The organism is Deinococcus koreensis, assembly GCF_002901445.1.
GTDB classification, from domain to species: domain Bacteria; phylum Deinococcota; class Deinococci; order Deinococcales; family Deinococcaceae; genus Deinococcus; species Deinococcus koreensis.
In genome coordinates, this window is record NZ_PPPD01000001.1 from 1,382,195 (window position 1) to 1,406,284 (window position 24,090).

Genomic DNA, 24,090 nt, shown 5'->3' on the forward strand with positions numbered 1-24,090 from the left:
GCCACCCCCGAGGCGGCCCCTGAACGCTTCCATAAGCCGCTCCCCGACATGACGCCAGGGCTCTAAGCGTAGGCTGGGGGCATGATCAAGTACCGCCGCCAGAACGCCCTGGAGCCCGAGAAGGACGCCGAGATCAGCGTGGACATAACCCCGCTGCTGTTCTTTCTGGTGGGGTTCCTGGCGGTGCGCGCCCTGATCCACACGGTCAGGACGGCCTGAGCCACAAGGGCGGCCTGAACCCGGCGCTGGCTGGGCCTGACCTTGGCTGGGCGCACGCCCCGCCCACACGCAGGAGCAAACCCTCCCCCGAGCGAATGCTTTAGGCTGTAGCCATGACGACCCCCACCCCTCAGCCCGAACAGTTCAGAAGTGCCGGCAGCAACCGCTATGTGGTGCCCGGCTGGACGAATCTGGTTCCTGGCAAGCCCGATACCATCGAGATCCAGATGGACGTGGCCGCCGGGGATCTGGGCCGCACGCAGGCCAGCCTGCTCATCGAATACTGGGCCACGCCCAACGACATGACCCTGCAGAGCCTGCTGCCGGTGCGCGCCCTGCCCACCGTGCCGGAAGGCTGGTGCGTGTTCGTGCCGGCCCAGGGCCGCGTGATGGTACGCGCCATCGACCCCGAGCCCACCCCGCCGGTGCTGGCGAGCCACTGGATCAACGTCGATCCGGCCACGCCTCCGGGCACCACCGTGCACGTGAAGGTCGAGTTCCCGGCGCCGGTCAATCAGGCCCGCAATCTACTGAACCCCTGAGCGCTCCAGCCGCGTCACCGTCGCCCCCAGCCGCTCTGGACTGGGGGCGAATTTTCATAGACTCAGCCTTCGCAGGCTCAGCGCTGACCCGGGGCGCGGCCGAAGCGGCGGCGCAGGCGGCTGTTGCGCATCTGGATCTCTTCGGCCCGCTCGGCGGCGGCGGGGTCGTGGATGAGGCGCCCGCCCCGCGTGGTGGCCCCCACGACCAGCGCGGCCGCGACCAGCACCAGGTTCTTGATGATGTACTGGCCCTCCAGGGTAGGCACGAAGGGCGCGACCTTGAAGGTCTCGTGCGGGAAGAAGGCCAGCGGCAGGAAGGTGCCGGCCATCTGCGCGAACAGCAGCAGCAGCGTGACCCGCAGGAAGCGGCCGCTCAGCAGGCCCAGTCCGATGGCGCACTCCCAGGTGGCCAGCACCGGCAGGCTCACCGCCGGGGGAATGTGCCCGAAGCTCAGCACCGAGATGGTGTTCGTGGCGAGTTCCTGCGCGACGCTGAGCCCCGGAAAGAACTTCTGCACCCCGAACCAGAAGAACACCACGCCCAGCGAGAGGCGCAGCAGCAGGATGCCGTGCCGCGCCCACCAGCTCACCATCCGGAATTCCAGGGCGTCCAGCTGCGTGGCGAAGATCGGCGGGGCGGCGGGCGGCCCCACCGGCGAGCGGGAAGGGGTGGAGGTGGGCTCAGGTGCAGTCATGGTTGGCTCCGTCGGCGGAGAAGGCCCGCTCACCTCAGCTCTATGCGGCCCAGACCGAACTGGATCAGCCGGGCGGCCCGCGCTGGTCGGCCGCCCCCCTGACCAGCAGCCCCGCCAGCACCGCCTCCAGCCCGCGCCGGGTGGCGTCCAGGGCCTCGCCGATCCGCCACGCGGCGCGGTCGCGGGGGCCGACCAGGTTGCTCACGCCGCGCACCTCGACCACCGGCACCCCGGCCAGCAGCGCGGCGTGCGCAACCCCGGCGCCCTCCATGCCCTCCGTCAGTGCGCCGGGCACGCGGGCCTGCAGCGTGCGGGCGGTCTCGTGGTCGCCGGTCACGCTGCTCAGGGTCAGGGTCGGGCCGAAGGCGGCGCCCAGACGCTCGGCCACGGCCCCCGCTCCCGTCCAGGCAGCGAAGCGGGCCGGGTGGGGCCGATCCGGCAGCACCGAGAGGCCCAGCCCGTCCAGCCCCAGCCACGCCCCGCCGTCCCAGGCGCCCAGGTCGGCCTGGACGATCTCGCTCGACACGGCCAGGTCGCCGGGCCCCAGGCCGCTGGCCGGGTAGGCCCCGCCGATGCCGGCGCTGACCGCCAGCGCGAAATCGGCGCCCAGCAACGCCCGCTGGGTCGCCAGCGCCGCCGCCACCGGGCCGACGCCGCTCACCACGACCTGCACCCCCAGACCGGGGGCATCCAGCCCACCCAGCCGGGCCGCCTCGCCCGGAGTCGCGACGACGACCAGCGCCCGGTTCCTCATCTCAGTTCAGCCGCAGCCAGTAGTAGTCGTACTTGCCCAGGATCATGGGGTAACTCCCTTCGCCCACGGGCGGAAAGGGGCTGGCGCCGGCCAGGGTCACGGGAATGCGGCCCGCGTAGGCGCCGAGCTGCAGGTGCACGGCCTGTGCGTTGGCCGCGAAGTTGCTCACGATCAGCAGGGTCTCGTCGGGCGTGGTGCGGGTGAAGGCCAGCACGGCGGGGTTGTCGGTGTCGATGAACTCCAGCGCCCCCACCGCGAAGCCCGGGTGGCGGCGGCGCAGTTCGAGCTGCCGCGACATCCACTTGAGCAGCGAGCTGGGATCCTGCTCCTGGCTCTGCACGTTCACGCGCCCATAGCCGTACACGGTGTCCGAGATGGGCGGAAAGAAGCACTGATCCGGCGTGGCCGTGGAGAAACCGCCGCTCATGCCGGCGTTCCACTGCATGGGCGTCCGCACACCATTGCGGTCGGCCTGCGAGAGGTCGTCGCCCATGCCGATCTCGTCACCGTAGTACAGGATCGGGCTGCCGGGCAGCGCCAGCAGCACGGTGGTCAGCAGTTCGATGCGGCGGCGGTCGTTGTCGAGCAGCGGGGCCAGCCGGCGGCGGATGCCCACGTTGATCTTCATGCGGGTGTCGGGCGCGTAGGCGGCGTACATGAACGAGCGCTCGTCGTCCGTGACCATCTCCAGCGTCAGTTCGTCGTGGTTGCGCAGGAAGGTCGCCCACTGCCCGAAGGCCGGGATGGCGGGCAGGCGGCCCATGATCTCGCGGATGGAGGTGGTGTCCTCCTTTTTCAGGCTCATGTACAGCCGGGGCATCACCGGGAAGTTGAAGCACATGTGGAACTCGGGGTCTTCGTCGGTGCCGAAGTACTCCACGACCTCCTCGGGCCACTGGTTGGCCTCGGCCAGCAGCAGGCGGCCGGGGTACTCCTGATCGACCATGCGCCGCATCTGCTTGAGGATCTCGTGGGTCTCGGGCAGGTTCTCGCAGTTGGTGCCTTCGCGCTCGATCAGGTAGGGCACGGCGTCCACCCGGAAGCCGTCCAGGCCCAGATCCAGCCAGAAGCGCGCGGCGGACAGCAGTTCCTCGACCACCCGCGGGTTGTCGTAGTTCAGATCCGGCTGGCTGGAGAAGAAACGGTGCCAGTAGTACTTTCCCGCCACCTCGTCGAGCGTCCAGTTGCTCGTCTCGGTGTCGGTGAAGATGATCCTGGCCCCGGCGTACTCCTGGCCGGTCTCGCTCCAGACGTAGTAGTCGTGGTACTCGTTGGGGCTGCCGTCGGGCAGCACGGGGCCGCGCCGCGCCGCCTGGAACCAGGGGTGCTCGCTGGAGGTGTGGTTGGTCACCAGGTCGCCCACGACCTTCAGGCCGCGCGCGTGCGCCTCGCGCAGGAAGACCTTGAAGTCGTCCAGCGTACCCAGATCGGGGTGGATGTTCACGTAGTCGGCCACGTCGTAGCCGTCGTCGCGCAGCGGGCTGGGAAAGAAGGGCAGCAGCCACAGGCAATCCACGCCCAGGGTTCGCAGGTAGTCCAGCCGGCCGGTCAGGCCCGGGAAATCGCCCTTGCCGTCGCCGTTGCCATCGGCGAAGGTGCGAACGGAGAGTTCATAGAAGACGGCGCTCTTGTACCACTCGGGCGCGGCAGATGAGGTCATGATGGGAAGTGTAATTCAGGCCAGCACTGGAAGCACTTCCACTTTTAGACACTTCAGACCCCATGAACCCCACACTGCGCCCCTACCGCCCAGCCGACCGCGCCGCCTGCCTGGCGCTGTTCGACTCCAACGTGCCGGAGTTCTTCGCGCTCCACGAGCGCGCCAGCTTCGAGACCGATCTGGAGCAGGCCACCGAATATTTCGTCGTCGAGGACAGTGAAGGGGTGGTGGCCTGCGGCGGCGTATGGGTGGGCGGGGACGGCCACGCGGATCGACCGGGCGGCTTCGTCTGGGGCATGGTGCGGCGTGCCCTGCACGGTCATGGTTATGGTTCCCTGCTGGTGCAGGCCCGGCTGGAGCGGCTGCGTGAGCTGGGCGTGCGGGAAGTGCGGCTCGACACCAGCCCCAAGACCGCCCCCTTCTACGCCCGATTCGGCTTCCGGGAGGTCGGGCGGGTGGCGGACGGCTACGGGCCAGGACTTGACCGGGTGGATATGGCGCTGACGCTGTAAACAGCCACAGACCACCCACGGACAGGCATGTTCCCGCCCGCTCTGCAGCCGCGGCAGCCTGATCACGCGCCAGATCTTCCGAGAGCGCGCCAGAGTCAGTCCGGCCGCCGCTGCGCCCGGGTCAAGGGGCTGCACGGCCTTGCCCGGGCAGACGCAGATGGAGCCTCAACTGGTGGCGTGACGCGGATCCTGCCCTCTACTTGGCCCCTGAGACCGTTTCAGAAGGACGCCTGAGCAGGCAGAGCGCCCGCCTCCCGCCTGCCGCAGCCGAAGAGATCGGCTGCCGACCGTCCTTCATCTGATCCACATCTTTTCTGCCATCTGGATGCCCCGCGGCGCCCTGGAGCGCTCAACTTCCCTTCACCAATTCAGCGCACTTCACATGAAGAGTTGACCAAGACGCACATACCCCATTCGTAAGAGCCGTGTGAAGCGCAAGTTTCTAACATGACCCCGATGAGTTTCCGGTGGCAACTATGAGAGGGACACGTGTTCACTCCCGCTGGCTGCTGGCAATTGTGGGCATCGCGCTCCTGGCTGGGATCGTCCTCAGCGTGGAGCGCCTGCGGAGCTACGTGGTGGCCCAGTACGAGATCGTGACCTTGCTGAGCGATATCGGCAGTGTGGCCAACCGGATCAGCGCCCTGGAATGGCAGGCCGTCAGCCTGGGCCGGGTGTCGTCTGAACTGGGCGAGGCCCACGACCGGCAGGTGGGCAACCTCAGGCGCGACGCCCGCCGCCTGATGGGCAGCGGCAACCCGCAGGAACTCCGGGAGGTGACCCAGGCCCTCACGGCCTATACCGCCGGAGTGGACGCCGAATTCAGGGCCCTCCGGGCCGGGCGGATAGAGCTGGCGCGGGAGATCGACGAGACCCGGGTCGATCCCATGTACACCACGCTGACCCGCCTGATGGACGCCTCCACCCAGCGGCTGCGCGAGAAGGCGCAGAGGGCCGAGCAGCTCAGCCGCCTGGTCTCGGCGGGCGTCATCGTGGTGGGCCTGCTGCTGTTGATCGGGCTGACCCTCGCCTTCGAGGGGCTGGCCCGCCGGGCGCGGCTGGCCGTGGACGAGCGGCGGCGGCTGGAGGCCCTGGATATCCGCGACGCGCTGACCGGGCTGCTCAACCGCACCGGTCTGGCGCGCAGCTACGCCGCCCTGGACGCCGGGCTGCCGCTCGCGGTGGTCATGGCCGACCTGAACGACCTGAAATCGACCAACGACGTGGCCGGGCACAGCGCCGGCGACCAGGTGCTGCGGCGGGTGGCCCACGCGCTGCAGCGGGGCCTGCCGCCCGAGGCCCTGCTCGCCCGCTGGGGCGGCGACGAGTTCCTGGCGATCCTGCCTGGTACCGACCGGAGCGGAGCCGAGACCCTCCTGCGCGAGGTCTTGCGGGATCTCGACAGCCAGCACCGGGAGGTCGTCACCTTCGCCTTCGGGGTGGGCGAGGCGGTGTCCGGCGAGGCGCTGGACCGGCCCCTGGCGGTGGCCGACGCCGCCATGTACGAGCACAAGGCGCGGGTGCGGGGCACGGTCGTCTCCGGGGCCCGCCACAGCACGGTGGAGGAGTTCGTGGCCCATCTGGCGACCCTGGGCACCGAACACGAGATCCTGAGCCTGGCCCTGCCCACCGCGCGGGCCCTGCTGGGCTTCGATGTGCTGCTGTACGTGGAGGGCAGCGCGCAGGGCTACCACGTGCGCGCCTTCGACAGCGAGAGCCTGGAGGTGCCGGTCGCCCTGCTGCAGGGGCAGAGCACCCCCTTCGCGGGGGGCGTGATCGCGGCGGCCATGGCCAGCGGCCAGACCACCTGGAGCAACGATTACGCCACGGATCCGCGCGCCCTGCCCAGCCTCGGCGGCTTGCGCATCAAGAGCTGCGGGGCCAGTCCGATGACCTGCCGGGGCGTGGCCCAGGGGGCGGTGGTGATCGGGCATCTGCGCACCTGGCGGCCCGTGACGCCGCAGGTGCGCCGGGTCATCGAGACCCTGGCGCTGCAGCTCTCCGACGTGCGCGAGCGGCACCTGATGGTCAGCGACCTGCGCCGGGCGCTGGAGGGCGGGCAGCGCGCCCTGGGCATCGCCCTGGAACTGCGTGACCTGGAGACCGCCGGGCACACCGAACGGGTGGTGACGCTGGCCAGCGAACTCGCCCGGGCCCTCAAGCTGCCCCAGGAGACCCAGGAGATCCTGCGTCAGGGCGCGTACCTGCATGACCTGGGCAAGCTGACGGTGCCGGACGCCGTGCTGCTCAAGCCCGGCCGCTTCACGCCCGAGGAACGCGCCATCATGGAGACCCACGCCCTGCGGGGCTACGAGATCGCCTCACAGATCGCCGGACTGCCGCAGGGCACGCTGGAGGTGATCCGCTCGCACCACGAGAAGTGGGACGGCACCGGCTACCCGGCCCGGCTCTGCGGCGAGGCGATTCCCCTGCTCGCCCGAATCTTTGCCGTCTGCGACGTCTACGACGCCCTGACCAGCGAGCGGCCCTACAAACGCGCCTGGTCGCATCAGGAAGCGCTGGCCGAGATCAGCGCCCAGTCCGGACGGCACTTCGACCCCAGGGTCGTGCAGGCCTTCGTGGAACTGGCTCCGGGGGCGTGGCGCCGGGCGCCCGGGGCCGATACGCCGTACCATGTGGGCCAGTGACCGCGGTAGGAAGGTTCAAGGCAGTGCTGGTGCCCCGACCCCTGCATCTCGGAGATCCGGCAAGGAAAAACCCCGCCTCTCGGCGGGATCTTTCTTTTTACTGGTGGCTGGGGCACAAGGACTCGAACCTTGATCGACAGTGTCAGAGACTGTTGTCCTGCCATTAGACGATGCCCCACCGTGTGCTGCTCTGACGGTCGCCCGGACACAGCGGAACTGCACCTGAGCGACGGAGAGTATAACGGCCCACCAGCAGGGCGTCAATATGGGGCCCACCATCGTCCGGGGAGGCGGGCCGCCTCAGATTTCGGTCAGGAATCTGTGGACTGCGTACAGATCGCGCTTGTGACAAACAGGGCACTCTGGTACACTGAGGTGTTGCCGCGCTGTCGTTGAGCCCTGAGGGGCCCACGCGGGCAGGTATCAGGCTAGGGCCCGCTCGCCAGCTGGCGGCGCGCCCAGGAGGACAAGAGTTCATGGAAGACAACACCCAGACCCCCGCCCAGAACGGCGGGACTCAGCCCGCGACGGGCACCGCACCCACCAGCGCTCCGGCCCCTGAACTGGCCCCGGTTTCCACTCCGGCCCAGGAGCGCGAATACCCCGCCATGACCATGGAGGACATCCTCGCCACTGAGGCGCAGGAACCCCAGAGCGTCACGCGCGGCGATATTGTGGACGGCACCATCGTGTTTATCGGCCAGGAAGGCATCGCCGTGGATATCGGCGCCAAAGTCGAGGGCATCATTCCCCTCAACCAGCTCGGCGAGGAAAGCGTGTCGCTCGAGCAGGCGCAGGAGATGTACAAGTCCGGCGACAAGATCGAGGCGTACGTCGTGCGCGTCGATCTGCCCAACAACCAGATCGTGCTGAGCAAGAAGCGGGCCGATCAGGACAAGGGCTGGCGCGTCCTGGAGAAGATGCAGGAAGCCGACGAGGCCTTCGAGGTCGAGGTGCTGGAGAAGGTGCGTGGCGGTCTGGTGGCCCAGGTCGAGGGCATCCGGGCGTTCCTGCCCGCCAGCCAGGTCGACACGCGGCGCGTGAACGACCTCGATCCCTACGTGGACAAGCCGCTGATGGTCAAGCTGATCGAGCTGAACCGCAAGCGCAACCGCGTGATCATCTCGCACCGCGCGATTATGGAGGCCGAGAAGGCCAAGGCCCGTGAAGCGACCGTGCATCAGCTGACCCCCGGCGCCGAGTTCGAGGGCGAGGTCGTGGAGATCACCGACTTCGGCGTCTTCGTCAACCTGGGCGGCATCGACGGTCTGGTGCACCGCAGCGAACTGACCTACGGCCGCTTCAACCACCCCCGCGACGTGGTCAAGGTGGGCGACAAGGTGCAGGTGCAGGTCATCGACGTCGATGAAGGCCGCGAGCGCATCAACCTGAGCATGAAGGCCCTGACCCAGGACCCCTGGGAAGGCGCCGTGGATCGCTACTCGATCGGCCAGAAGGTCACGGGTAAGGTCACGAACCTCACCAACTTCGGCGCGTTCGTCGAGCTGGAGCCCGGCCTGGAAGGGCTGGTGCACGTCAGCGAGATGAGCTGGACCAAGCGCGTCCGTCATCCCAACGAAGTGATGAAGGAAGGCGACGAGGTCGAGGCCGTCATCCTGCGGATCGACCCCAAGGATCGCCGGATCTCGCTCGGTATCCGTCAGACCACCGATGATCCCTGGAGCGCGTTGCCTGACCGTTACCCGCCCGGCACGCCGGTCAAGGGCAAGATCACCGGCATGACCGACTTCGGCGTGTTCATGGAGATCGAGGAAGGCATCGAGGGCCTGATCCACATCAGCGAACTCGACCTGAACCGCGTGAACAACCCGGCCGACTTGTTCAAGAAGGGTGACGAGATCGAAGCCGTCATCCTGAACATCGACCCCGTGGAGCAGCGTGCCAGCCTCAGCCGTCGCCGCTTCCTGGGCGGTGGCCCGGCCCCGACCCAGGGCGGCGCCGGCGGTGGCAGCCGTGACTACGTCTCGCAGGGCGGCGGCGCCCGCAGCGACCGCTACAGCGGCGCTGGTGGCCCCCGCACCGGGGGTGGCGGCCGTGGCCGTGGCCGCGACGCGGACTACGCCTACAACGCCAAGGACGCCCAGCAGGGCGGCAAGATCAGCACCAAGCTGGGCGACGTCTACGCCGACCTGTTCGCGCAGTTCGGTCTGGGCGGCGACAAGAAGGCCGACGTGGTGGCGGAAACGCCCGCCGAGTCGACTCCTGCCCCGGTGAGCACTGCTTCCACAAGCACTGCGGCTCCGGTCGAGACGGCTCCTGCTGAAACGGCTCCGGTCGAGACGGCCCAGGCCGACACGAACCAGAGCGACACCGACACCAGCGAAAACCCCCAGGCTTAAGCCCAGGCGGATTTCAGAAGAGCCCCGGATGCCTTGTGCGTCCGGGGCTTTTCAGTGATGTGAGGTGTGAGTTGGCGCGGAAGGCGACCCCTCTCCTCCGGAGCTGTACCAGCCAGTCTGCTTCGCAGCCAGCTCCCCTTAAAGGGAGCTAAGAAGAGCGTGCCAGTCGCACTTTTCCTTGCCTCCCTTTTGAGAGGAGGTGCCCCGGAGGGGCGGAGGGGTCGCCTAAGGCGCTAACGAAAACATCACCAACCATGCTCGTTATCTGGCACACGGCATCATATACCTACACGGAGGCAAACCATGAATATCGTCGTTACCGGTGGCAGCGGCAAGGTCGGCCGGGCCACCATCCGGGAACTGCTGGCGCACGGGCATCAGGTGCTCAATCTGGATCGGGCGCCGCTCGCCGAGCGGCTCTGTCCCTTCACGCAGGTCGATCTCACGGACTTCGGCGAGGTCATGGGGGCGCTGTCGGGCATCGACCAGCAGCCGACCGGAACCGTGGAGGCGGTCGTGCACCTCGCGGCCATTCCCGGCCCCAGCCAGCGCCCTGATCACGTGACCTTCGCCGAGAACACCGTCAGCACCTACAACATCTTCGAGGCGTGCCGGCGTCTGGGCATCCACAACATCGTGTCGGCGTCCAGCGAAACGCTGCTGGGCTATCCCTTTGCTGAGCCGCCGAGGAGCGTGCCGGTGGATGAGAGCGTGCGCGAGAGCCGGGTGTCCTACGCGCTGTCCAAGCTGCTGGGCGAGGTGATGGCCGAGGAGTACGCCCGCGAGCACCCGGCCATGAAGTTCATCTGCCTGCGCTTCTCGAACGTGCTGGACGACGCCGATTACGCCCAGGCCCAGGGCTGGCAGGATGATCCGCAGATCCGCCGCTGGAACCTCTGGAGCTACATCGACGTGCGCGACGCAGCGCAGGCGGTGCGGCTGGGCCTGGAGAGCGACCTGACGGGGATGCACGCCTTCATCATCGCCAATGCCGACACGGTGATGCACCGCCCCAGCCGCGAGCTGATGGCCGAGGTGTTCCCGGACGTGCCGTTCACGGCGGATATTCCGGGCACGCAATCCCTGTTCACCATCCAGAAGGCGAGGACGATGCTGGGCTTCAACCCGAAGCACGGCTGGAGACAGCGGTCATCGGGGAGGGACTGATGCAGTACGTCAAACTGGGCCGCAGCGGCCTGAAGGTCTCGCGGATCGCGCTGGGGTGCATGTCGTACGGCGATCCGGCGTGGCGCGACTGGGTGCTGCCGGAGGAGCAGGCCCGCCCCTTTATCCAGCGGGCGCTGGAGCTGGGCATCAATTTCTTCGACACCGCCGACATGTATTCCATCGGGCGCAGCGAGGAGATCACCGGCCGGGCGCTGGGGGACTTCGCGCGGCGCGACGAGGTCGTGCTGGCGAGCAAGGTGCATCACCCCATGGGCGAGGGCGTGAACCAGCGCGGGCTGTCGCGCAAGCACCTCTTCGACGGCGTGCAGGCGAGCCTCAAGCGCCTGGGCACCGATTACATCGACCTCTACCAGATTCATGGCCGCGATCCGGACACGCCCATGGACGAGACGCTGGGCGCCCTGCACGACCTCGTGCGGCTGGGCATGGTGCGCTATATCGGAGCGTCGAACCACTTCGCCTATCAGGTGGCGCGGGCGAATGGGATTGCTGAACTGCGGGGCTGGACGCGCTTCGTGAGCGTGCAGGATCAGTACAGCCTGCTCTACCGCGAGGAGGAGCGCGAGATGCTGCCGCTGTGCCGCGAGGACGGTATCGGTTTTCTGCCGTGGAGCCCGCTGGCGCGCGGCTTCCTGGCCGGTAACCGCCAGGGAGACACCGGGCAGACCACGCGCGGTGAGAGCGACACCATGAGCCGCACCCTCTTCGGCAGCGCGGCGGACGTGGAGATCGTGCGGCGCGTGCGGGAGGCGGCCGAGGCCCGCGGCGTCACGCCGTCGCAGGTGGCCCTGGCCTGGACACTGCGGCACCCTGGCGTCACGGCCCCGATCATCGGCGCGACGAAGATGCACCATCTGGAGCAGGCCGTCGCCGCCGTGGAGGTCGTGCTGAGCGACGACGAGGCGCAGCGGCTGGAGAAACCCTACGTAACCCGGCCCAGCACCCTGAGCTGACTTTACGCGGGCGCCGGGGACACGAGATGGAAGCTTCCGTCTGCCCCAGCCTGCGCCGCGAGGGCGGCCAGCGCCTGCCCGGTGCGGCGTTCGCCCAGCCAGTCCTGCCAGTAGGCGCGCATGGTGTTCAGGAGGAGTTCGGCCGGAACGCTCTCAGCCGGGTCGCGCGGGCAGTACAGCAGATCCATGTTCGTCACGGGGCCGCCGTCCGGGCCGCCTGTGGGCTGCTGGTACGTCACCTTCACCTGCCGGAAGCCCAGGCTCCCGAAGGCCGCACGCCGCTGGGCCGGGTCGGAACCGACCGCCCGCTCAGCCTTCCAGTCCTCAGGCGTCAGGCGCTCCGGGGCCACCACATCGATGAACACGCCCGCGACCCGGCCGTGGACGGCCTCATCCAGCCAGTCCAGGCGGGCGTCGTGCAGGCGGCGGGCGAGGCCCTGGCCCCGGAGTTCGGGCGCGGTCGCCAGGTAGCTGGAAAAGCCGGAGCCGACCTCCGGGAAGGCGTGGAAGAGGGTGCCGCCGACGACCTTCCCGGCCTGCTCGGCCACCAGCAGCAGGTTGCGGCGCTGCGGAGTCTGCCACTCCAGCAGCCGCGAGATGAAGCCGGCGGGAATCAGCATGTCCGGCTCGAAATACGTACGATCCTGCAGCGCGCCGAAGCCAGGAATGGCCAGGTCGTCCGGCTCCGTGACGCGCCGGAGAGTGATCGCCCCTGCGGCTGAAGGGTCAATCATGCAGGGCCGTCAGAGTTCCGGCAGTTCGGGGTGGCGGGCCCGGGCGAAGGTCTGCTGAGCGCTGCGTTCGCCACTGAGCTTCCCATAGTGCCCGTCCGGGCCGAGTTCCCAGGAGCCGCGCTCGTCGGCCCACTCGGTGTCCATGATGGCCAGGAGTTGTGCGCGGTGGGCGTCGTCCAGCACCGGGGCGATCACCTCCACGCGGCGGTCGAGGTTGCGGCTCATCCAGTCGGCGGAGCCGAAATAGACCTCCGGGTGGCCGCCGCCCCCAAAGGCGTAGACGCGGGCGTGTTCCAGATAGCGGCCCAGCAGGCTGCGAACGCGGACACTCTCAGACAGGCCCGGCAGCCCAGGACGCAGGCAGCAGACCCCCCGGATGATCAGCTCGACCCGTACCCCCGCCGCCGCCGCACGGTACAGCGCCTCGATCATGCCGGGATCCGTGAGCTGGTTGACCTTGATGCGCGCCCAGGCGTCCTGGCCGGCGGCGGCCTGCTGGGCCTCACGCTCCAGCAGGGCCTCGAAGCCGGGACGGGCGGTGTCCGGGGCGACCAGCAGGTGGTGGTACTCGGCCTCGGCGTAGCCGGTCAGGTGGTTGAACAACTCGGCCACGTCCGCGCCCAGTTCCGGGTCGGCGCTGAGCAGGCTGAAATCGGTGTACAGCCGGGCGGTCTTGGGGTTGTAGTTGCCGGAGCCGATGTGCACGTAGCGTCGCAGGCCGCTCTCCTCACGCCGCACCACCAGCGCCACCTTGGCGTGGGTCTTGAGGCCCGCCATGCCGTACACCACGTGCGCCCCGGCGTGCTCCAGCTTCCTTGCCCAGGAGATGTTGCGCTGCTCGTCGAAGCGGGCCTTGAGTTCGATCATGGCCACGACCTGCTTGCCATTCTCGGCCGCCTCGCGCAGTGCGCCCAGCAACCGGGGGTCGTCGCCCGTGCGGTAGAGCGTCTGCTTGATGGCCAGCACCTGCGGGTCGCGGGCCGCTTCTTCCAGGAAGTTCAGGATGTTGGTGAAGCCGTCGTAGGGGTGGTGCAGCAGTACGTCGCCCCGTTTCAGGGTGCTGAAGACGCCGTTTTCCTCGTCCTGATCCAGATCGGGGACGGCGGGCACGTAGGGCGGAAAGGCCAGATCCGGACGCGTCACCGGCAGGCCCATCAGGTCGGCGGTGCCCAGCGGGCCGTCGAGCAGGAAGATGTCCTCCGGGGCCAGGTGCAGCCGCTCCTGCAGGAAGGTGATGATGGGCGCCGGAGTGCCCTGCATGACCTCCAGGCGCACCGCCGAGCCGAAGCGGCGGCGGCGCAGGCCGTCCTCAATGGTGGCGAGCAGGTCTTCGGCCTCCTCTTCCTCGAACTCGTAGTCGGTGTTGCGGGTCACGCGGAAGATGTGCGCGGCGAGCACCCGGCGGCCCTTGAAGAGGTCGCCCAGATGCGCGGCGATCACGTCCTCGAGCAGCAGCATCGCCCCCCCCACCACCACGATGCGCGGCAGCACGCCCACCGGCACCTTGACCCGTGCGAAATCCGGATCGTCGTCGCCGGCCTCCAGCAGCACCGCCAGGTTCAGGCTGAGGTTGCTCAGGTACGGGAAGGGGTGGCTGGGATCGACCACCAGCGGGGTGAGCACGGGCTGGATCTGTGCCAGGTACTGCTCGCGCAGCGCCGCGCGGGCGCGCTTGCCCAGCTCGCTGACCCGCATGAGCTTCACGCCATGCCCGTGAAGTTCCTTCAGGGTCGTCCGCGCGGCCTTCTCGATCTCGCGCAGCATCTCGTGTGTCCGGCGGCGCACCAGGGCCAGCGTCTCGCGCGGCTGCAGGCCGTCGGGGCCGGGCACGGAGACGCCGGCCGCGATCTGACGGTGCACGCCCGCCACGCGCACCATGAAGAACTCGTCGAGGTTGCTGCCGCAGATGGCGGCGTACTTCAGGCGTTCCATGGGCGGGTTACGCCCGTCGCGCGCCTCGGCCAGCACCCGCTCGTTGAAGGCCAGCCACGACAGCTCGCGGTTCAGGTAGCGGCTCTCGGGATTCGCCACCGTGCTGTGGGTGGTGACCGCGTGTCCGGTGCCCAGCCCGTTCCCTCCAGCGCCCTCCCCTTTGCGCGTGCCCTTGCGGCGCACCTGGGCAGACCGCCGGGCAGGCGGGGCGGGGGCGGGTTCGGGGGGCTTGGGGGGCACGGTCAGGACTCCTTGGAGGTCGAGATGGACGGAGTAGAGGGGAGGGCAGTCAGGGCCACGTCACGGTGCCCGGTGATCTCATTAAACCAGAGACGACGGTGAGAGCCTCACAGAACTGGCACCCACCGCCTTCTGCACTCGTTTAGACGAGGTTGCGGTGAATCGAAGACGCACCCGACCGAAGGGAGAAGCGAGAAGTACCGAATTTCAGGAGATGGACGAACATCCAGCTCTGTTCTGGATGTTCGGGAATCGGATGAATTCGTTCTTACACCCGCCTGAAGAGCAGCGCGGCGTTCTGGCCGCCGAAGGCGAAGGAGTTGCTCAGGGCGTAGTCCACCTGCTTCTGGCGGGCCCCCTCGGGGATGTAGTCCAGGTCGAGTGCCGGATCGGGATCCGTGAGGTTGATGGTCGGGGGCAGGACGCCGTCCTTCAGGGCCTGGGCCACGGCGATCGCCTCGACCGCGCCCGCCGCGCCCAGCAGGTGCCCGGTCATGGACTTGGTCGAACTGACTGCCAGCGCTCTGGCGTGCTCGCCGAACACGTGTTTGATGCCCTGGGTCTCGTGCAGGTCGTTGAAGTGCGTGGAGGTGCCGTGCGCGTTGACATAGCCCACCTGATCCGGATTCACGCCCGCCGTGGCCAGCGCCATCCGCATGGCGACCTGCGCGCCGCGCCCCTCGGGGGCCGGCATGGTGATGTGGTGCGCGTCGGCCGAGGTGCCGTAGCCCACGACCTCGGCGTAGATGGTCGCGCCGCGCTGAACCGCGTGCTCGTACTCCTCCAGCACCACCACGCCCGCGCCCTCCCCCAGCACGAAACCGTCGCGCGAGGCCGAGAAGGGCCGACTCGCCAGGGTGGGCTCGTCGTTGCGGGTGGAGAGCGCCTTCATGTTGGAAAAGCCGCCGATGGCCATCGCGGTGATGCTCGCCTCGGCGCCGCCCGCGATCATCAGGTCGGCCAGTCCGAGCTGGATGTAGCGCGCCGCGTCCCCGATGGCGCCGGTGCCGGTGGCGCAGGCCGTGACCACCGTGGAGCTCGGGCCGGTGGCGCCGAAGCGCATGGCCACGTGCCCGGTCGCCATGTTGGCGATCTGCATGGGAATGAACATGGGCGAGATGCGCCCGGCGCCGCGCTCCACGTACACCCGCGCCTGATCCTCGAAGGTCTTCATGCCGCCGATGCCCGAGCCGATGACCGTGCCGGTGCGCTCGCCGCGGATCTCCTCTTCCGAGAGGCCGCTGTCGCGCACCGCCAGCTCCGCGCCGGCCAGGGCGAGCTGCACGTAGCGGTCGAGCTTGCGGGCCTCGCGCGGATCGACGAACTCGTCCAGGCTGCCCTTCACCTCGCCGGCGATCTTGCTCGCCGTGTCCGAGGCGTCGAAGTGCGTGATCGGGCCGATGCCGCTCTGTCCGGCCCGCTGCGCCCCCGCGAACGCCTGGGCGCCAATGCCGATGGGCGTCACCGGGCCCAGACCCGTGATGACCACCCGTTTCAACCCTGTAATGACGCTCAAGGCATCCCTCCTCAAGGCAGAGGCGGAACACGGTCTGCACCGCGCTCCGCCCGACCTCAGTTTTCCGCCCCCAGGGGAAGCGGAGAAGCGCGTTTACTGCTTGCTTTCGATGTAATCGACCGCGGCCTGCACGGTGCGGATGCCCTCGGCGTCCTCATCGGAGATGGTCACGCCGAACTTGTCCTCCAGACCCATGATCAGTTCCACGGTCTCCAGGCTGTCGGCCCCCAGATCCTCCACGAAGCGGGCCCCCGGCACCACCTTGTCTGCGTCCACGCCCAGTTTCTCGACGATCACGTCTTTTACATCATCAAAAGTCGCCATAGTTCGTACCTCCTGTCCTTGAAGTCTGCGCCAGTCTACACGTGAGCGCGCCACAGCGGCGCGGCTTTGAACGGGGTGCAAGGGCGGCAGATGGCCGATGGCTGATGGCAAAGACATCCCTGGCCTTCTGCCTTGTGCCATGTGCCCTCTGCATCAATGCGGGTTCAGCCCCCCGTCCACCCCGATCGTCTGCCCCGTGATGTAGGCGGCCCCGTCGGAGGCCAGGAAGGCGACCAGGGCGGCGACCTCCTGGGGCTGGCCGAAGCGGGCCAGGGGGATGTTCGCCAGGTAGCCCTTCTGCACGTCCTCATTCAGCTCCGCCGTCATGTCGGACTGGATGAAGCCCGGCGCGACGGCGTTCACGGTGATGCCGCGCCCGCCGTACTCCTTGGCGAGCGCCTTGGTCAGCCCGATCAGGCCGGCCTTGGAGGCCACGTAGTTCGCCTGCCCCGGATTGCCGGTCAGGCCCACCACGGACGCGATGTTGATGATGCGCCCGGTGCGCGCCCGCATCATGTGCTTGATGGCGGCGCGGCAGGCCACGAACGCACTGCTCAGGTTGGTCTGCAGCACGGCGTCCCAGTCCTCGTCCTTCATGCGGATGGCGAGGCCGTCGCGGGTGATACCGGCGTTGTTCACCAGCACGTCCAGGCGGCCGAACGCCCCGATGACCTCCTCGACCAGCGTGCCGGCGTTCGCGGGCGTGCCCAGGTCGGCGCCGAAGACCTCCGCCCGGACACCGTGGGCGCGGGCCTCCTCGGCCGCCTTCTGAGCTTCCTCGGCGTTGCGGCCGTAGTGGATGGCGACGTCGAAGCCGCTGGCAGCGAGGTGCAGGGCCATGGCGCGGCCCAGGCCCCGGCTGGAGCCGGTGACCAGGGCGACTTTACGGGGGGTGTCGGTCATGGAGTTCCTTTGCTGAGGGTGAAGGTGGAGGCGGTGCCCGACACTCGGCACGACCACTGCCACGGGTCGGTAGCCGCCGGGCCTGAGATGGGCGTGCAGGTCAAGTTCAGGTCTGCCTGAGACGGGCGCTGCAGGGTCAGGGTGTATTCGTCCGGGATCGGGGAAAGCTGAGGGCGCAGGTAGCGGTAGCTCGACCCACCCATCACAGTGCCGGTCACCGTCAGCGCCTCGGCGTTCAGCGTTCCGGTGCCGCTCACGGTGTACCGACTGGAGGTGTCGTAGATGGCGGTCAGGTCGAGGCGCAGGGTCTGCCCCGTGACAGTCCCCGTCCACGTTCCGCGCAGGATGCTGGGATGATCCGCGAAGGCGATGGGCGTGGGGATAAAGCCGACCTCACGGGTGCAGGCGGTCAGCAGAGCAAACATCGTCACGGCAGCCAGAACTTGAGCCATTCCGTAGTGTGTCATGGCTCACTCTGTTCAGGCGGGGCAGCTTCGCCCGGTACCGCCCGCACCCCGTCCAGATGATGCCGGTTGTGCAGCAGCGTGAACTGCAGCATCTCGCGCACGCTCAGCTCGCCCAGCACCGGATGGAGCATGGCGTAGGCGTCCAGATCGGCCTCGCTCCAGTCGTCCAGGGCACGGATCAGGTCGCTCAGCGTGCTCTCGTACCGGGTGACCAGGGCCGTCTGGTCGCCCACCGGCTCCGGCAGGAAGCGGCCCGAGGCTTTCGCGCCGCCCGCCAGCGCCGCCCGGTAGGCCGTCTGGAGGTCGGCGTAGGAACGGGAGGAACCGGCCGGATTACGCGTCGGCAGACGGTCACGGGCACCCAGCCCCCGGACGACCGGCGCGTTCGAGCGGATCAGGTGGTCGGCCACGTGGGCGGGCGACCAGCGCTCGGCGCTGCCGTCCACGAAATCGGCGGGGCTCAGGGCGAGGAGATATGCGCCCACCTCGTTCCGCGTCTGGGCCAGGGCGTCCAGCAGCTCCTCGCGGGTCACAGCGCCCCCCTCACAGCGCGAAGTCCCGCACCTGCCCGGCCGTGCCCACGTTGATCGTCCGGGCGTCGGGCAGGATGCGTTTGACCAGTCCCGTGAGCACCGTGCCGGGGCCGAACTCGATGAACACGTCCGCGCCGGCCGCCTGCAGGGCCTGGATGGTCTCGACCCAGCGCACCGCCCCGGTGATCTGGCGGGCCAAAAGATCGGGCAGCGCGGCGGGATCGCTGTTCGCGGTGGCCGTGACGTTGGCGTAGACCGGGAAGGCGGGCGCCTGGAACGTGGTGGCCTGCAACTCCGGCGTCAGACCGTCCTGCGCGGGCTGCATCAGGGCGCAGTGGAAGGGCGCGCTGACCTTCAGGGGGATGGCCTTCAGGCCACGTGATTTCAGCTCGGCACCCGCCGCCTCCACCGCCGCCTTCTCGCCGGAAATCACCGTCTGGGTCGGCGCGTTGAAGTTGGCGGGCTGCACCCCGTCCAGGCCGGCGCAGACCTCCAGTACGGCCGCCGGGTCGCCCATCACGGCGCTCATGGCGCCCACGCCCACCGGCACGGCGGCCTGCATCAGCTCGCCGCGCTGCCGGGTCAGGCGCAGGGCGTCCGCCAGTTCCAGCGCGCCGGACGCGACCAGCGCGGAGTATTCGCCCAGCGAGTGCCCGGCGGCGAACGCGGGGCTCAGGCCAGTCTGGGCGGCCCAGGCCCGGTACGCGGCGACCGAGGCGGCCACCAGCGCGGGCTGCTGGTTGGCGGTCAGGGTCAGGTCGTCGGGGGGGCCGGTCTCGATCAGCGCCCGCAGGCCGGGCAGCGTGGCGTCGGCCTCGGCATAGACCTGCTGCGCCGGGGGGAACGCGGCCGCGATATCCACCCCCATCCCCACGCTGTGCGAGCCCTGACCGGGGAACAGAGCGGCGATCCTCACGCCCCTACCTCGGTGCCCTCAGCCTTCTGCCTTCTGCCCTCCGCCTTCTGCGCGCCCAGCGACGGCGCCCCGCCCCACCACTTCATGGTTCCGGCCGCCCAGCTCAGGCCACCGCCGAAGGCCACCAGCAGGAGTTGCTGACCGTCCTGCACGCGGCCGTCCTGCACCGCCTCTGCCAGCACCAGGGGCACCGTGGCGGAACTGGTGTTGCCATAGCGGTCGAGGTTCACCACGGTCTTGCTCATGGGAATCCCGAAGCGCTCCATGGCGGCCTCGATGATGCGGATATTGGCCTGATGCGGAATCACCCAGTCCACGTCGCTGCTCTGCAGGCCGGTCTTCTTCAGCACCTGATGGCCGCTATCGCCCAGCACGCGCACGGCGAACTTGAACACCTCGCGGCCGTTCATGCCGGCGTATTCGCCCATGGGGGTGCCGTCGGGGAGGTGGTCGGCAATGGCGCCCATGAACAGCGCCGGGCCGCCGGCGGAGTCGGCCCCCAGCACGAAGTCCTGAAAGCCGTAGCCCGCCGGCACCGGCCCCACGACCGCCGCCCCCGCGCCGTCTCCGAACAGGAAGGCGGTGTTGCGGTCGTCCTGATCCACGATCTTGCTCAGCACCTCGCCGCCGATCACCAGCACCCGCCGCGCCGTGCCGCCCAGGATCAGGCCCTGGGCCATGCTCAGGCCGTACACGAAGCCCGAGCAGGCGGTCGAGAGGTCGAAGGCCCCGGCGCCGGTCAGCCCGACCTGCCCGGCGATCAGCGCCGCCGTGGAGGGAAACATGGCGTCTGGGGTGGCGGTCGCGCAGATGACCATGTCCACGTCTCGCAACGCGTCCGGATCGCGGGCCAGCAGGTCGCGCACCGCGCCGACGCCCATGTGCGAGGTGAATTCGTCCGGCGCCGAGAAATGCCGCTCGCGGATGCCGGTGCGGGATTCGATCCACTCGGCCGTGGTCTCCAGGCGGGTCTCGAAATCAGCGTTGGTGACGATGTGGGGCGGGGCGTAGGCGCCCAGCGCGGTGATGCCGAGGCTGGGCCGCCCGCCCACACTCCCGGTGCTGTCGTTCCCGGTGTCGGCTCTTCCGGTGCTGTGGGTCATGGCTCCACGGTAACATTGTCTGAACGAGCGTTCAATGAATGTCCAGGCGCCGGGTCATGTCCTGCTTTCCCCCACCGGCCCGCGCTGTTGACCTGTGCGGGTTCCAGCTGGCAGCGGTGACCAGAGGAGTGGGTGACCGTCACAGGCGGCGGCCTGCGTGGAGTGAACGGGAGTGCCGCTCCCCCGTCACCGCAGCGCGGGCAGCACCTCCCCGGCGAAGGTGTCGATAAAGCGCTCCTGATCGCGCTCGACGCCGTGCAGGTAGAGGCGGTCGAAGCCCAGGGCCAGATCGGCCCGCAGCCACTCGGCGTGCTGGGCCGCCTCCGGGCTGACGCGCACGCCGGGCCGCAGATCCTCCGGCCGGACGACCTCGCCCAGGGCGTCGAACTGATCCGGGCGTTTCAGGTCGGACAGGACGCGGCTGTCGAAGACGTTCGTGCGCCACTGCTCGTGCGCCGCGTGCAGGTCGAAGGCGACGTGTACCTGCAGGCTCATGGGCTTGCCCTCGCCGCCCCCCTCGCGGAAGGCGTCCACGATGGCGCGCAGCCTGTCCGGCGGGACGTTCACGGTGATCAGGCCGTCGGCCCAGCCTCCCACCCAGCGGGCGGTCTCCTCGCTCAGGGCCGCGCCGTACAGCGGGGGCGGCGTCCGGGGGAGAGTCCACAGCTTCGCCTCGTCGACCTCGAAGAATTCCCCCCGGTGCGTGACCGTCTCGCCCCGCCACAGGGCGCGCATGACCTCCACGGCTTCCAGCAGCCGGCGGTTGCGCTCGGGCTTGGTGGGCCAGCGGCCCCCGGTGATGTGCTCGTTCAGGAACTGGCCGCTGCCCAGGGCGCACCACAGCCGGCCCTCGAACATCTGCGCCAGGGTGGCCGCCGCCTGCGCCAGCACCGCCGGGTGGTAGCGCTGCCCGGGCGCGTTGACCATGCCGAAGCTGAGCTCCGTGCGGGCCAGCGCCGCACCCAGCCACGACCACGCGAAGCCGCTCTGGCCCTGCCGCGCCGACCAGGGATTGAAGTGATCCGAGCACATGGCCGCGCCGAAGCCCGCCGCCTCAGCCCGCTCGACCAGGCGCAGCAATTCGGCCGGCGAGAACTGCTCGTGTGAGGCGTGGTAGCCGATCAGCGGGGTCATGCCTGGCCCTCCTGTGCCCACCACACGAAGCCGTGGGGGCCCAGGTCGGCGCCGCCGGGCCGTACCGTGCTGCCGGGCGCACAGACGATAGGCCGGACAGCGGGCGGCAGCGCCAGATCGATGGCGCGGGGGTGCGCGGTGAAGTTGTGCAGGGCGTACAAGGCTGCGGGGCCGTCCCCGACGCGGTGGGCGAGCACGCCCTCCTCGCCGCTGTCCAGCGCCGTCCAGGCGCCGCGCCCGCAGACCGGGTGCACCCGGTAGACGCGGGTCAGGGTCTGCACGAAGTGCAGCAGCGAGGCCGGGTCATCCGTCTGAGCCGCCACATTGACGTGCTCGGGCGAGAAGTCGCCCTCCGGGAAGGGGCGCACCGGATCGCTGGAGGTGGTGAAGCCCGCCCCCTCCGCCGCCGTCCATTGCATCGGGGTTCGCACACTCTCGCGCTCCTTCAGATCCAGGCGATCGCCCAGGCCAATCTCGTCGCCGTAGTACAGCACCGGGGTGCCGGGCAGCGAGAACAGCAGGCTGTAGAGCAGCCGCAGGCGGGCCGGGTCGCCGCCCAGCATGGGCGAGAGGCGCCGCCGGGTGCCCCGCCCGTAGGCCTGCATGTCGTCCTGCGGGGCGAAGGCGGCGAATACGCGCTCCTGCTCGGCCTCCGTGAGCTGCGCCAGCGAGAGTTCGTCGTGGTTGCGCAGGAAGTTGGCCCAGTTGCCGCCGGGGGGCAGGGCCGGCAGGTGGCCCCAGGCCCGCGCGACCGGCTCAGCCCGGCCGTCGGCCAGCGCCAGGTACAGGTGGTTGTTGAAATAGAAGTTCAGCAGCAGGTGCATCTCGTCGCCGTCGCCGAAATAGGGGCGCAGCTCGGCGGGGGGCTTGTCGGCCTCGGCCAGCAGCACGCCCTGGGGGTCGATCTCGGTCACGGCCGCGCGCAGACGGCGCAGGAAGGCGTGGGGCTCCTCCAGGTGCTCGGCGTGCGAGCGGTCGACGACGATGAACGGCAGCGCGTCCAGCCGGAAGCCGTGGACACCGCGCCGCATCCAGAAGCGCACGACCTCCAGGATCTCCTCGCAGACCGCCGGGTTGGCGATGTTCAGATCCGGCATGAAGTCGTAGAAGGTGTGGAAGTAGAACTGCCCGGCGGCCTCGTCGCGCGCCCAGTTGGAGGTCTGCGGCCCCGGAAAGACCAGGTAGGGGTCGTGGTGCTCGGGCGGCGAGTCGGCCCAGACGTAGTAGTCACGGTAGGGGCTGTTCGGGTCACGGCGCGCGGCCTGGAACCACGGGTGCTCCCGCGAGGTGTGGTTGAAGGGGATGTCCAGCAGCACCCGCAGGCCCACTGAGCGCGCCGCCGCCACGAAGCGGTCGAAGTCCGCCAGCGTGCCGAAGCGGTCATCCACCCCGCAGTGGTCGGTCACGTCGTAGCCGAAGTCCTGCCGGGGCGAGGGGTAGAAGGGCTGCACCCACACGGCGTCCACGCCCAGCGCCGCCAGGTAGGGCAGCCGCCCGGTCAGGCCGGCGAAGTCGCCCACGCCGTCGCCGTCCGAGTCCTGAAAGGTCTCGACGTTCAGCTCGTACAGCACGGCCGTCTCCGACCAGTGGGGGGCAGGGTCAGGCACGCTCGGCTCTCATGGCCGCCCATGCTAGAGAGGCCGCCCGCCGGGCGGATCAGGCCCGCTTCAAGGGGCCTTGAGGCTCAGCACCCCGGCCCCTACCACCTGAGGGCCGCCGCGCCCCAGCTCAGGCCCCCGCCGAAACCCGCCAGCACGAGCTGATCGCCGCGCCTGACGCGTCCGTCGGCCACCGCTTCCGCGAGGGCCAGGGGGATAGAGGCGGCCGAGGTGTTGCCGCAGCGGTCGAGCGTGATCACGGTCTTGGCCATCGGCAGGCCCAGCCGCTCCACCGCCGACTCGATGATCCGCACGTTCGCCTGATGCGGAATCAGCCAGTCGATATCGGAGCTGTGCAGTCCGGCCTTCTCCATCGCCTGTGCGGCGCAGTCGCCCAGCACGCGCACGGCGAATTTGAACACCTCGCGGCCGTTCTGGGTGAGGTACGAGCCCATCGGGGGGCCGCCGGGCAGGTGGTCGGCCACGCCGCGCAGGAACAGGCTGGGGCCGCCCGCGGAGTCGGCGCCCAGCGCGAAGGACTGGAAGCCCGAGCCCTCCGGCACCCCTCCCACCACCGCCGCGCCCGCGCCGTCTCCGAACAGGATGGCGGTGGAGCGGTCGTGCGGATCGACCACCCGGCTCATGACCTCGGCCCCCACGACCAGCACGCGCCGGGCCACGCCGCCCGCCACCAGCCCGTAGGCCACGCTCAGCGCGTACACGAAGCCCGAGCAGGCCACGCTGAGATCCATCGCCGCCGCGCCCGAGAGCCCGACCTGCCCGGCGATCAGCGCCGCCGTGCTGGGAAACATGGCGTCGGGGCTGGAGGTCGCGCAGATCACGCTGTCCACGCCCTCCAGCGCGGCCGGGTCGCGGGAGAGCAGATCGCGTACGGCCTGCACGCCCAGGTCGCTCGTCTGCTGCTCCGGCGCGGCGTGACGGCGCTCGCGGATGCCGCTGCGCGACTCGATCCACTCGGCGGTGGTCTCCAGATGCGCCTCGAAATAACTGTTGGGAATGACCCGCTCGGGCAGATACGACCCCAGCGCCGTGATCCCGATGCTGGGGCGGAGGGAAGAAGCGGTCATATCCGCAACCTAACATTCTTTGAACAGCCGTTCAATGAATTGAGTTCAGAGAAGAGGCTGGCCTTCGGGGT

At 69.3% G+C, this 24,090-nt stretch carries 22 protein-coding genes and 1 tRNA gene; 7 read left to right on the forward strand and 16 right to left on the reverse strand.

Features of this window, described 5'->3' with window-relative positions:
- Window positions 1-81 precede the first annotated feature (81 nt).
- Together CVO96_RS21040 and CVO96_RS06570 are read left to right on the forward strand one after the other, a co-directional pair.
- Window positions 82-219 carry a hypothetical protein gene (locus CVO96_RS21040; RefSeq protein ID WP_165795225.1) on the forward strand — a complete coding sequence of 46 codons (138 nt, stop codon included), beginning with the start codon at window positions 82-84 and terminating at the stop codon, window positions 217-219.
- Window positions 220-332: 113 nt separating this feature from the next.
- Entirely contained in the window at window positions 333-761 is a 429-nt protein-coding gene (locus CVO96_RS06570) for a uracil-DNA glycosylase (RefSeq protein WP_103311527.1), read from the forward strand.
- A gap of 77 nt (window positions 762-838) precedes the next feature.
- Here the strand turns inward: CVO96_RS06570 and CVO96_RS06575 are convergent, their stop codons facing one another.
- The 3 genes from CVO96_RS06575 to treS form a co-directional block, all read right to left on the reverse strand.
- Complete coding sequence (locus CVO96_RS06575; RefSeq protein WP_103311528.1) at window positions 839-1,456, reverse strand: DoxX family protein; 618 nt, start codon at window positions 1,454-1,456, stop codon at window positions 839-841.
- A 64-nt stretch (window positions 1,457-1,520) separates the two neighbouring features.
- Window positions 1,521-2,210 carry a futalosine hydrolase gene (mqnB, locus tag CVO96_RS06580; RefSeq protein WP_103311529.1) on the reverse strand — a complete coding sequence of 230 codons (690 nt, stop codon included), beginning with the start codon at window positions 2,208-2,210 and terminating at the stop codon, window positions 1,521-1,523.
- A gap of 1 nt (window position 2,211) precedes the next feature.
- The gene (gene treS / locus CVO96_RS06585) at window positions 2,212-3,870 is read right to left on the reverse strand and encodes a maltose alpha-D-glucosyltransferase (RefSeq protein ID WP_103311530.1); all 1,659 of its coding nucleotides are present in this window, start codon (window positions 3,868-3,870) and stop codon (window positions 2,212-2,214) included.
- Between the two features lie 62 nt (window positions 3,871-3,932).
- On the opposite strand from treS, the gene CVO96_RS06590 reads away from it, so the two are divergent.
- Both CVO96_RS06590 and CVO96_RS06595 read left to right on the forward strand, forming a co-directional pair.
- Complete coding sequence (locus CVO96_RS06590) at window positions 3,933-4,382, forward strand: GNAT family N-acetyltransferase (protein ID WP_103311531.1); 450 nt, start codon at window positions 3,933-3,935, stop codon at window positions 4,380-4,382.
- Between the two features lie 476 nt (window positions 4,383-4,858).
- Window positions 4,859-7,030 (forward strand): sensor domain-containing diguanylate cyclase/phosphohydrolase, encoded by a 2,172-nt coding sequence (locus tag CVO96_RS06595; RefSeq protein WP_103311532.1) that lies wholly within the window; start codon window positions 4,859-4,861, stop codon window positions 7,028-7,030.
- A 104-nt stretch (window positions 7,031-7,134) separates the two neighbouring features.
- Here the strand turns inward: CVO96_RS06595 and CVO96_RS06600 are convergent.
- Window positions 7,135-7,208 (reverse strand) — tRNA-Gln (locus CVO96_RS06600).
- 298 nt (window positions 7,209-7,506) lie between these two features.
- Between CVO96_RS06600 and CVO96_RS06605 the strand changes: the two genes are divergently transcribed.
- The 3 genes from CVO96_RS06605 to CVO96_RS06615 all read left to right on the forward strand — a co-directional run bounded on the left by CVO96_RS06605 (window position 7,507) and on the right by CVO96_RS06615 (window position 11,531).
- Window positions 7,507-9,390 carry a 30S ribosomal protein S1 gene (locus CVO96_RS06605; RefSeq protein WP_243398196.1) on the forward strand — a complete coding sequence of 628 codons (1,884 nt, stop codon included), beginning with the start codon at window positions 7,507-7,509 and terminating at the stop codon, window positions 9,388-9,390.
- A gap of 303 nt (window positions 9,391-9,693) precedes the next feature.
- The gene (locus tag CVO96_RS06610) at window positions 9,694-10,557 is read left to right on the forward strand and encodes an NAD-dependent epimerase/dehydratase family protein (RefSeq protein ID WP_103311533.1); all 864 of its coding nucleotides are present in this window, start codon (window positions 9,694-9,696) and stop codon (window positions 10,555-10,557) included.
- Complete coding sequence (locus CVO96_RS06615) at window positions 10,557-11,531, forward strand: aldo/keto reductase (protein ID WP_103311534.1); 975 nt, start codon at window positions 10,557-10,559, stop codon at window positions 11,529-11,531. Before CVO96_RS06610 ends, CVO96_RS06615 begins: the two co-directional genes overlap by 1 nt.
- Before the next feature lie 2 nt (window positions 11,532-11,533).
- On the opposite strand, the gene CVO96_RS06620 is transcribed toward CVO96_RS06615, so the two are convergent.
- The 12 genes from CVO96_RS06620 to CVO96_RS06675 form a co-directional block, all read right to left on the reverse strand.
- The gene (locus tag CVO96_RS06620) at window positions 11,534-12,265 is read right to left on the reverse strand and encodes a GNAT family N-acetyltransferase (protein WP_103311535.1); all 732 of its coding nucleotides are present in this window, start codon (window positions 12,263-12,265) and stop codon (window positions 11,534-11,536) included.
- Between the two features lie 9 nt (window positions 12,266-12,274).
- A complete protein-coding gene (gene ppk1, locus CVO96_RS06625) occupies window positions 12,275-14,296 on the reverse strand; it encodes a polyphosphate kinase 1 (RefSeq protein WP_103313336.1) in 2,022 nt (673 codons plus the stop codon).
- Between the two features lie 409 nt (window positions 14,297-14,705).
- Window positions 14,706-15,944, reverse strand: a complete 1,239-nt coding sequence (gene fabF, locus CVO96_RS06630; RefSeq protein ID WP_165795361.1) for a beta-ketoacyl-ACP synthase II — start codon at window positions 15,942-15,944, stop codon at window positions 14,706-14,708.
- Window positions 15,945-16,046: 102 nt separating this feature from the next.
- Complete coding sequence (gene acpP, locus CVO96_RS06635) at window positions 16,047-16,277, reverse strand: acyl carrier protein (RefSeq protein WP_103311537.1); 231 nt, start codon at window positions 16,275-16,277, stop codon at window positions 16,047-16,049.
- 153 nt (window positions 16,278-16,430) lie between these two features.
- Window positions 16,431-17,180: a 3-oxoacyl-[acyl-carrier-protein] reductase gene (gene fabG / locus CVO96_RS06640; RefSeq protein WP_103311538.1), complete on the reverse strand. Its 750-nt coding sequence runs from the start codon at window positions 17,178-17,180 to the stop codon at window positions 16,431-16,433.
- On the reverse strand, window positions 17,177-17,632 hold the full coding sequence (locus CVO96_RS06645; RefSeq protein WP_133161756.1) for a hypothetical protein: 456 nt from the start codon (window positions 17,630-17,632) through the stop codon (window positions 17,177-17,179). The genes fabG and CVO96_RS06645 overlap by 4 nt, the downstream gene beginning before the upstream one ends.
- An 11-nt stretch (window positions 17,633-17,643) precedes the next feature.
- Window positions 17,644-18,180, reverse strand: coding sequence for a DinB family protein (locus tag CVO96_RS06650; protein WP_103311540.1), 537 nt, complete (start codon window positions 18,178-18,180; stop codon window positions 17,644-17,646).
- 10 nt (window positions 18,181-18,190) lie between these two features.
- A complete protein-coding gene (gene fabD, locus CVO96_RS06655; RefSeq protein WP_103311541.1) occupies window positions 18,191-19,096 on the reverse strand; it encodes an ACP S-malonyltransferase in 906 nt (301 codons plus the stop codon).
- A complete protein-coding gene (locus tag CVO96_RS06660) occupies window positions 19,093-20,199 on the reverse strand; it encodes a beta-ketoacyl-ACP synthase III (RefSeq protein WP_103311542.1) in 1,107 nt (368 codons plus the stop codon). Before CVO96_RS06660 ends, fabD begins: the two co-directional genes overlap by 4 nt.
- A 186-nt stretch (window positions 20,200-20,385) precedes the next feature.
- Window positions 20,386-21,333 (reverse strand): TIGR03885 family FMN-dependent LLM class oxidoreductase, encoded by a 948-nt coding sequence (locus CVO96_RS06665; protein WP_103311543.1) that lies wholly within the window; start codon window positions 21,331-21,333, stop codon window positions 20,386-20,388.
- Entirely contained in the window at window positions 21,330-22,940 is a 1,611-nt protein-coding gene (locus tag CVO96_RS06670) for an alpha-amylase family protein (protein WP_103311544.1), read from the reverse strand. Before CVO96_RS06670 ends, CVO96_RS06665 begins: the two co-directional genes overlap by 4 nt.
- 92 nt (window positions 22,941-23,032) lie before the next feature.
- Entirely contained in the window at window positions 23,033-24,019 is a 987-nt protein-coding gene (locus tag CVO96_RS06675; protein WP_103311545.1) for a beta-ketoacyl-ACP synthase III, read from the reverse strand.
- Window positions 24,020-24,090: the final 71 nt, after the last annotated feature.

What these genes read in the sequence shown, in the direction of transcription:
- CVO96_RS06575 (WP_103311528.1), bottom strand. Translation starts at nt 1,456, where the DNA reads ATGACTGCACCTGAGCCCACCTCCACCCCTTCCCGCTCGCCGGTGGGG.
- CVO96_RS21040 (WP_165795225.1), top strand. Translation starts at nt 82, where the DNA reads ATGATCAAGTACCGCCGCCAGAACGCCCTGGAGCCCGAGAAGGACGCC.
- CVO96_RS06610 (WP_103311533.1), top strand. Translation starts at nt 9,694, where the DNA reads ATGAATATCGTCGTTACCGGTGGCAGCGGCAAGGTCGGCCGGGCCACC.
- CVO96_RS06595 (WP_103311532.1), top strand. Translation starts at nt 4,859, where the DNA reads ATGAGAGGGACACGTGTTCACTCCCGCTGGCTGCTGGCAATTGTGGGC.
- CVO96_RS06660 (WP_103311542.1), bottom strand. Translation starts at nt 20,199, where the DNA reads ATGACCCACAGCACCGGAAGAGCCGACACCGGGAACGACAGCACCGGG.
- CVO96_RS06615 (WP_103311534.1), top strand. Translation starts at nt 10,557, where the DNA reads ATGCAGTACGTCAAACTGGGCCGCAGCGGCCTGAAGGTCTCGCGGATC.
- mqnB (WP_103311529.1), bottom strand. Translation starts at nt 2,210, where the DNA reads ATGAGGAACCGGGCGCTGGTCGTCGTCGCGACTCCGGGCGAGGCGGCC.
- treS (WP_103311530.1), bottom strand. Translation starts at nt 3,870, where the DNA reads ATGACCTCATCTGCCGCGCCCGAGTGGTACAAGAGCGCCGTCTTCTAT.
- fabG (WP_103311538.1), bottom strand. Translation starts at nt 17,180, where the DNA reads ATGACCGACACCCCCCGTAAAGTCGCCCTGGTCACCGGCTCCAGCCGG.
- CVO96_RS06665 (WP_103311543.1), bottom strand. Translation starts at nt 21,333, where the DNA reads ATGACCCCGCTGATCGGCTACCACGCCTCACACGAGCAGTTCTCGCCG.
- CVO96_RS06605 (WP_243398196.1), top strand. Translation starts at nt 7,507, where the DNA reads ATGGAAGACAACACCCAGACCCCCGCCCAGAACGGCGGGACTCAGCCC.
- acpP (WP_103311537.1), bottom strand. Translation starts at nt 16,277, where the DNA reads ATGGCGACTTTTGATGATGTAAAAGACGTGATCGTCGAGAAACTGGGC.
- CVO96_RS06570 (WP_103311527.1), top strand. Translation starts at nt 333, where the DNA reads ATGACGACCCCCACCCCTCAGCCCGAACAGTTCAGAAGTGCCGGCAGC.
- CVO96_RS06675 (WP_103311545.1), bottom strand. Translation starts at nt 24,019, where the DNA reads ATGACCGCTTCTTCCCTCCGCCCCAGCATCGGGATCACGGCGCTGGGG.
- CVO96_RS06590 (WP_103311531.1), top strand. Translation starts at nt 3,933, where the DNA reads ATGAACCCCACACTGCGCCCCTACCGCCCAGCCGACCGCGCCGCCTGC.
- CVO96_RS06645 (WP_133161756.1), bottom strand. Translation starts at nt 17,632, where the DNA reads ATGGCTCAAGTTCTGGCTGCCGTGACGATGTTTGCTCTGCTGACCGCC.
- CVO96_RS06620 (WP_103311535.1), bottom strand. Translation starts at nt 12,265, where the DNA reads ATGATTGACCCTTCAGCCGCAGGGGCGATCACTCTCCGGCGCGTCACG.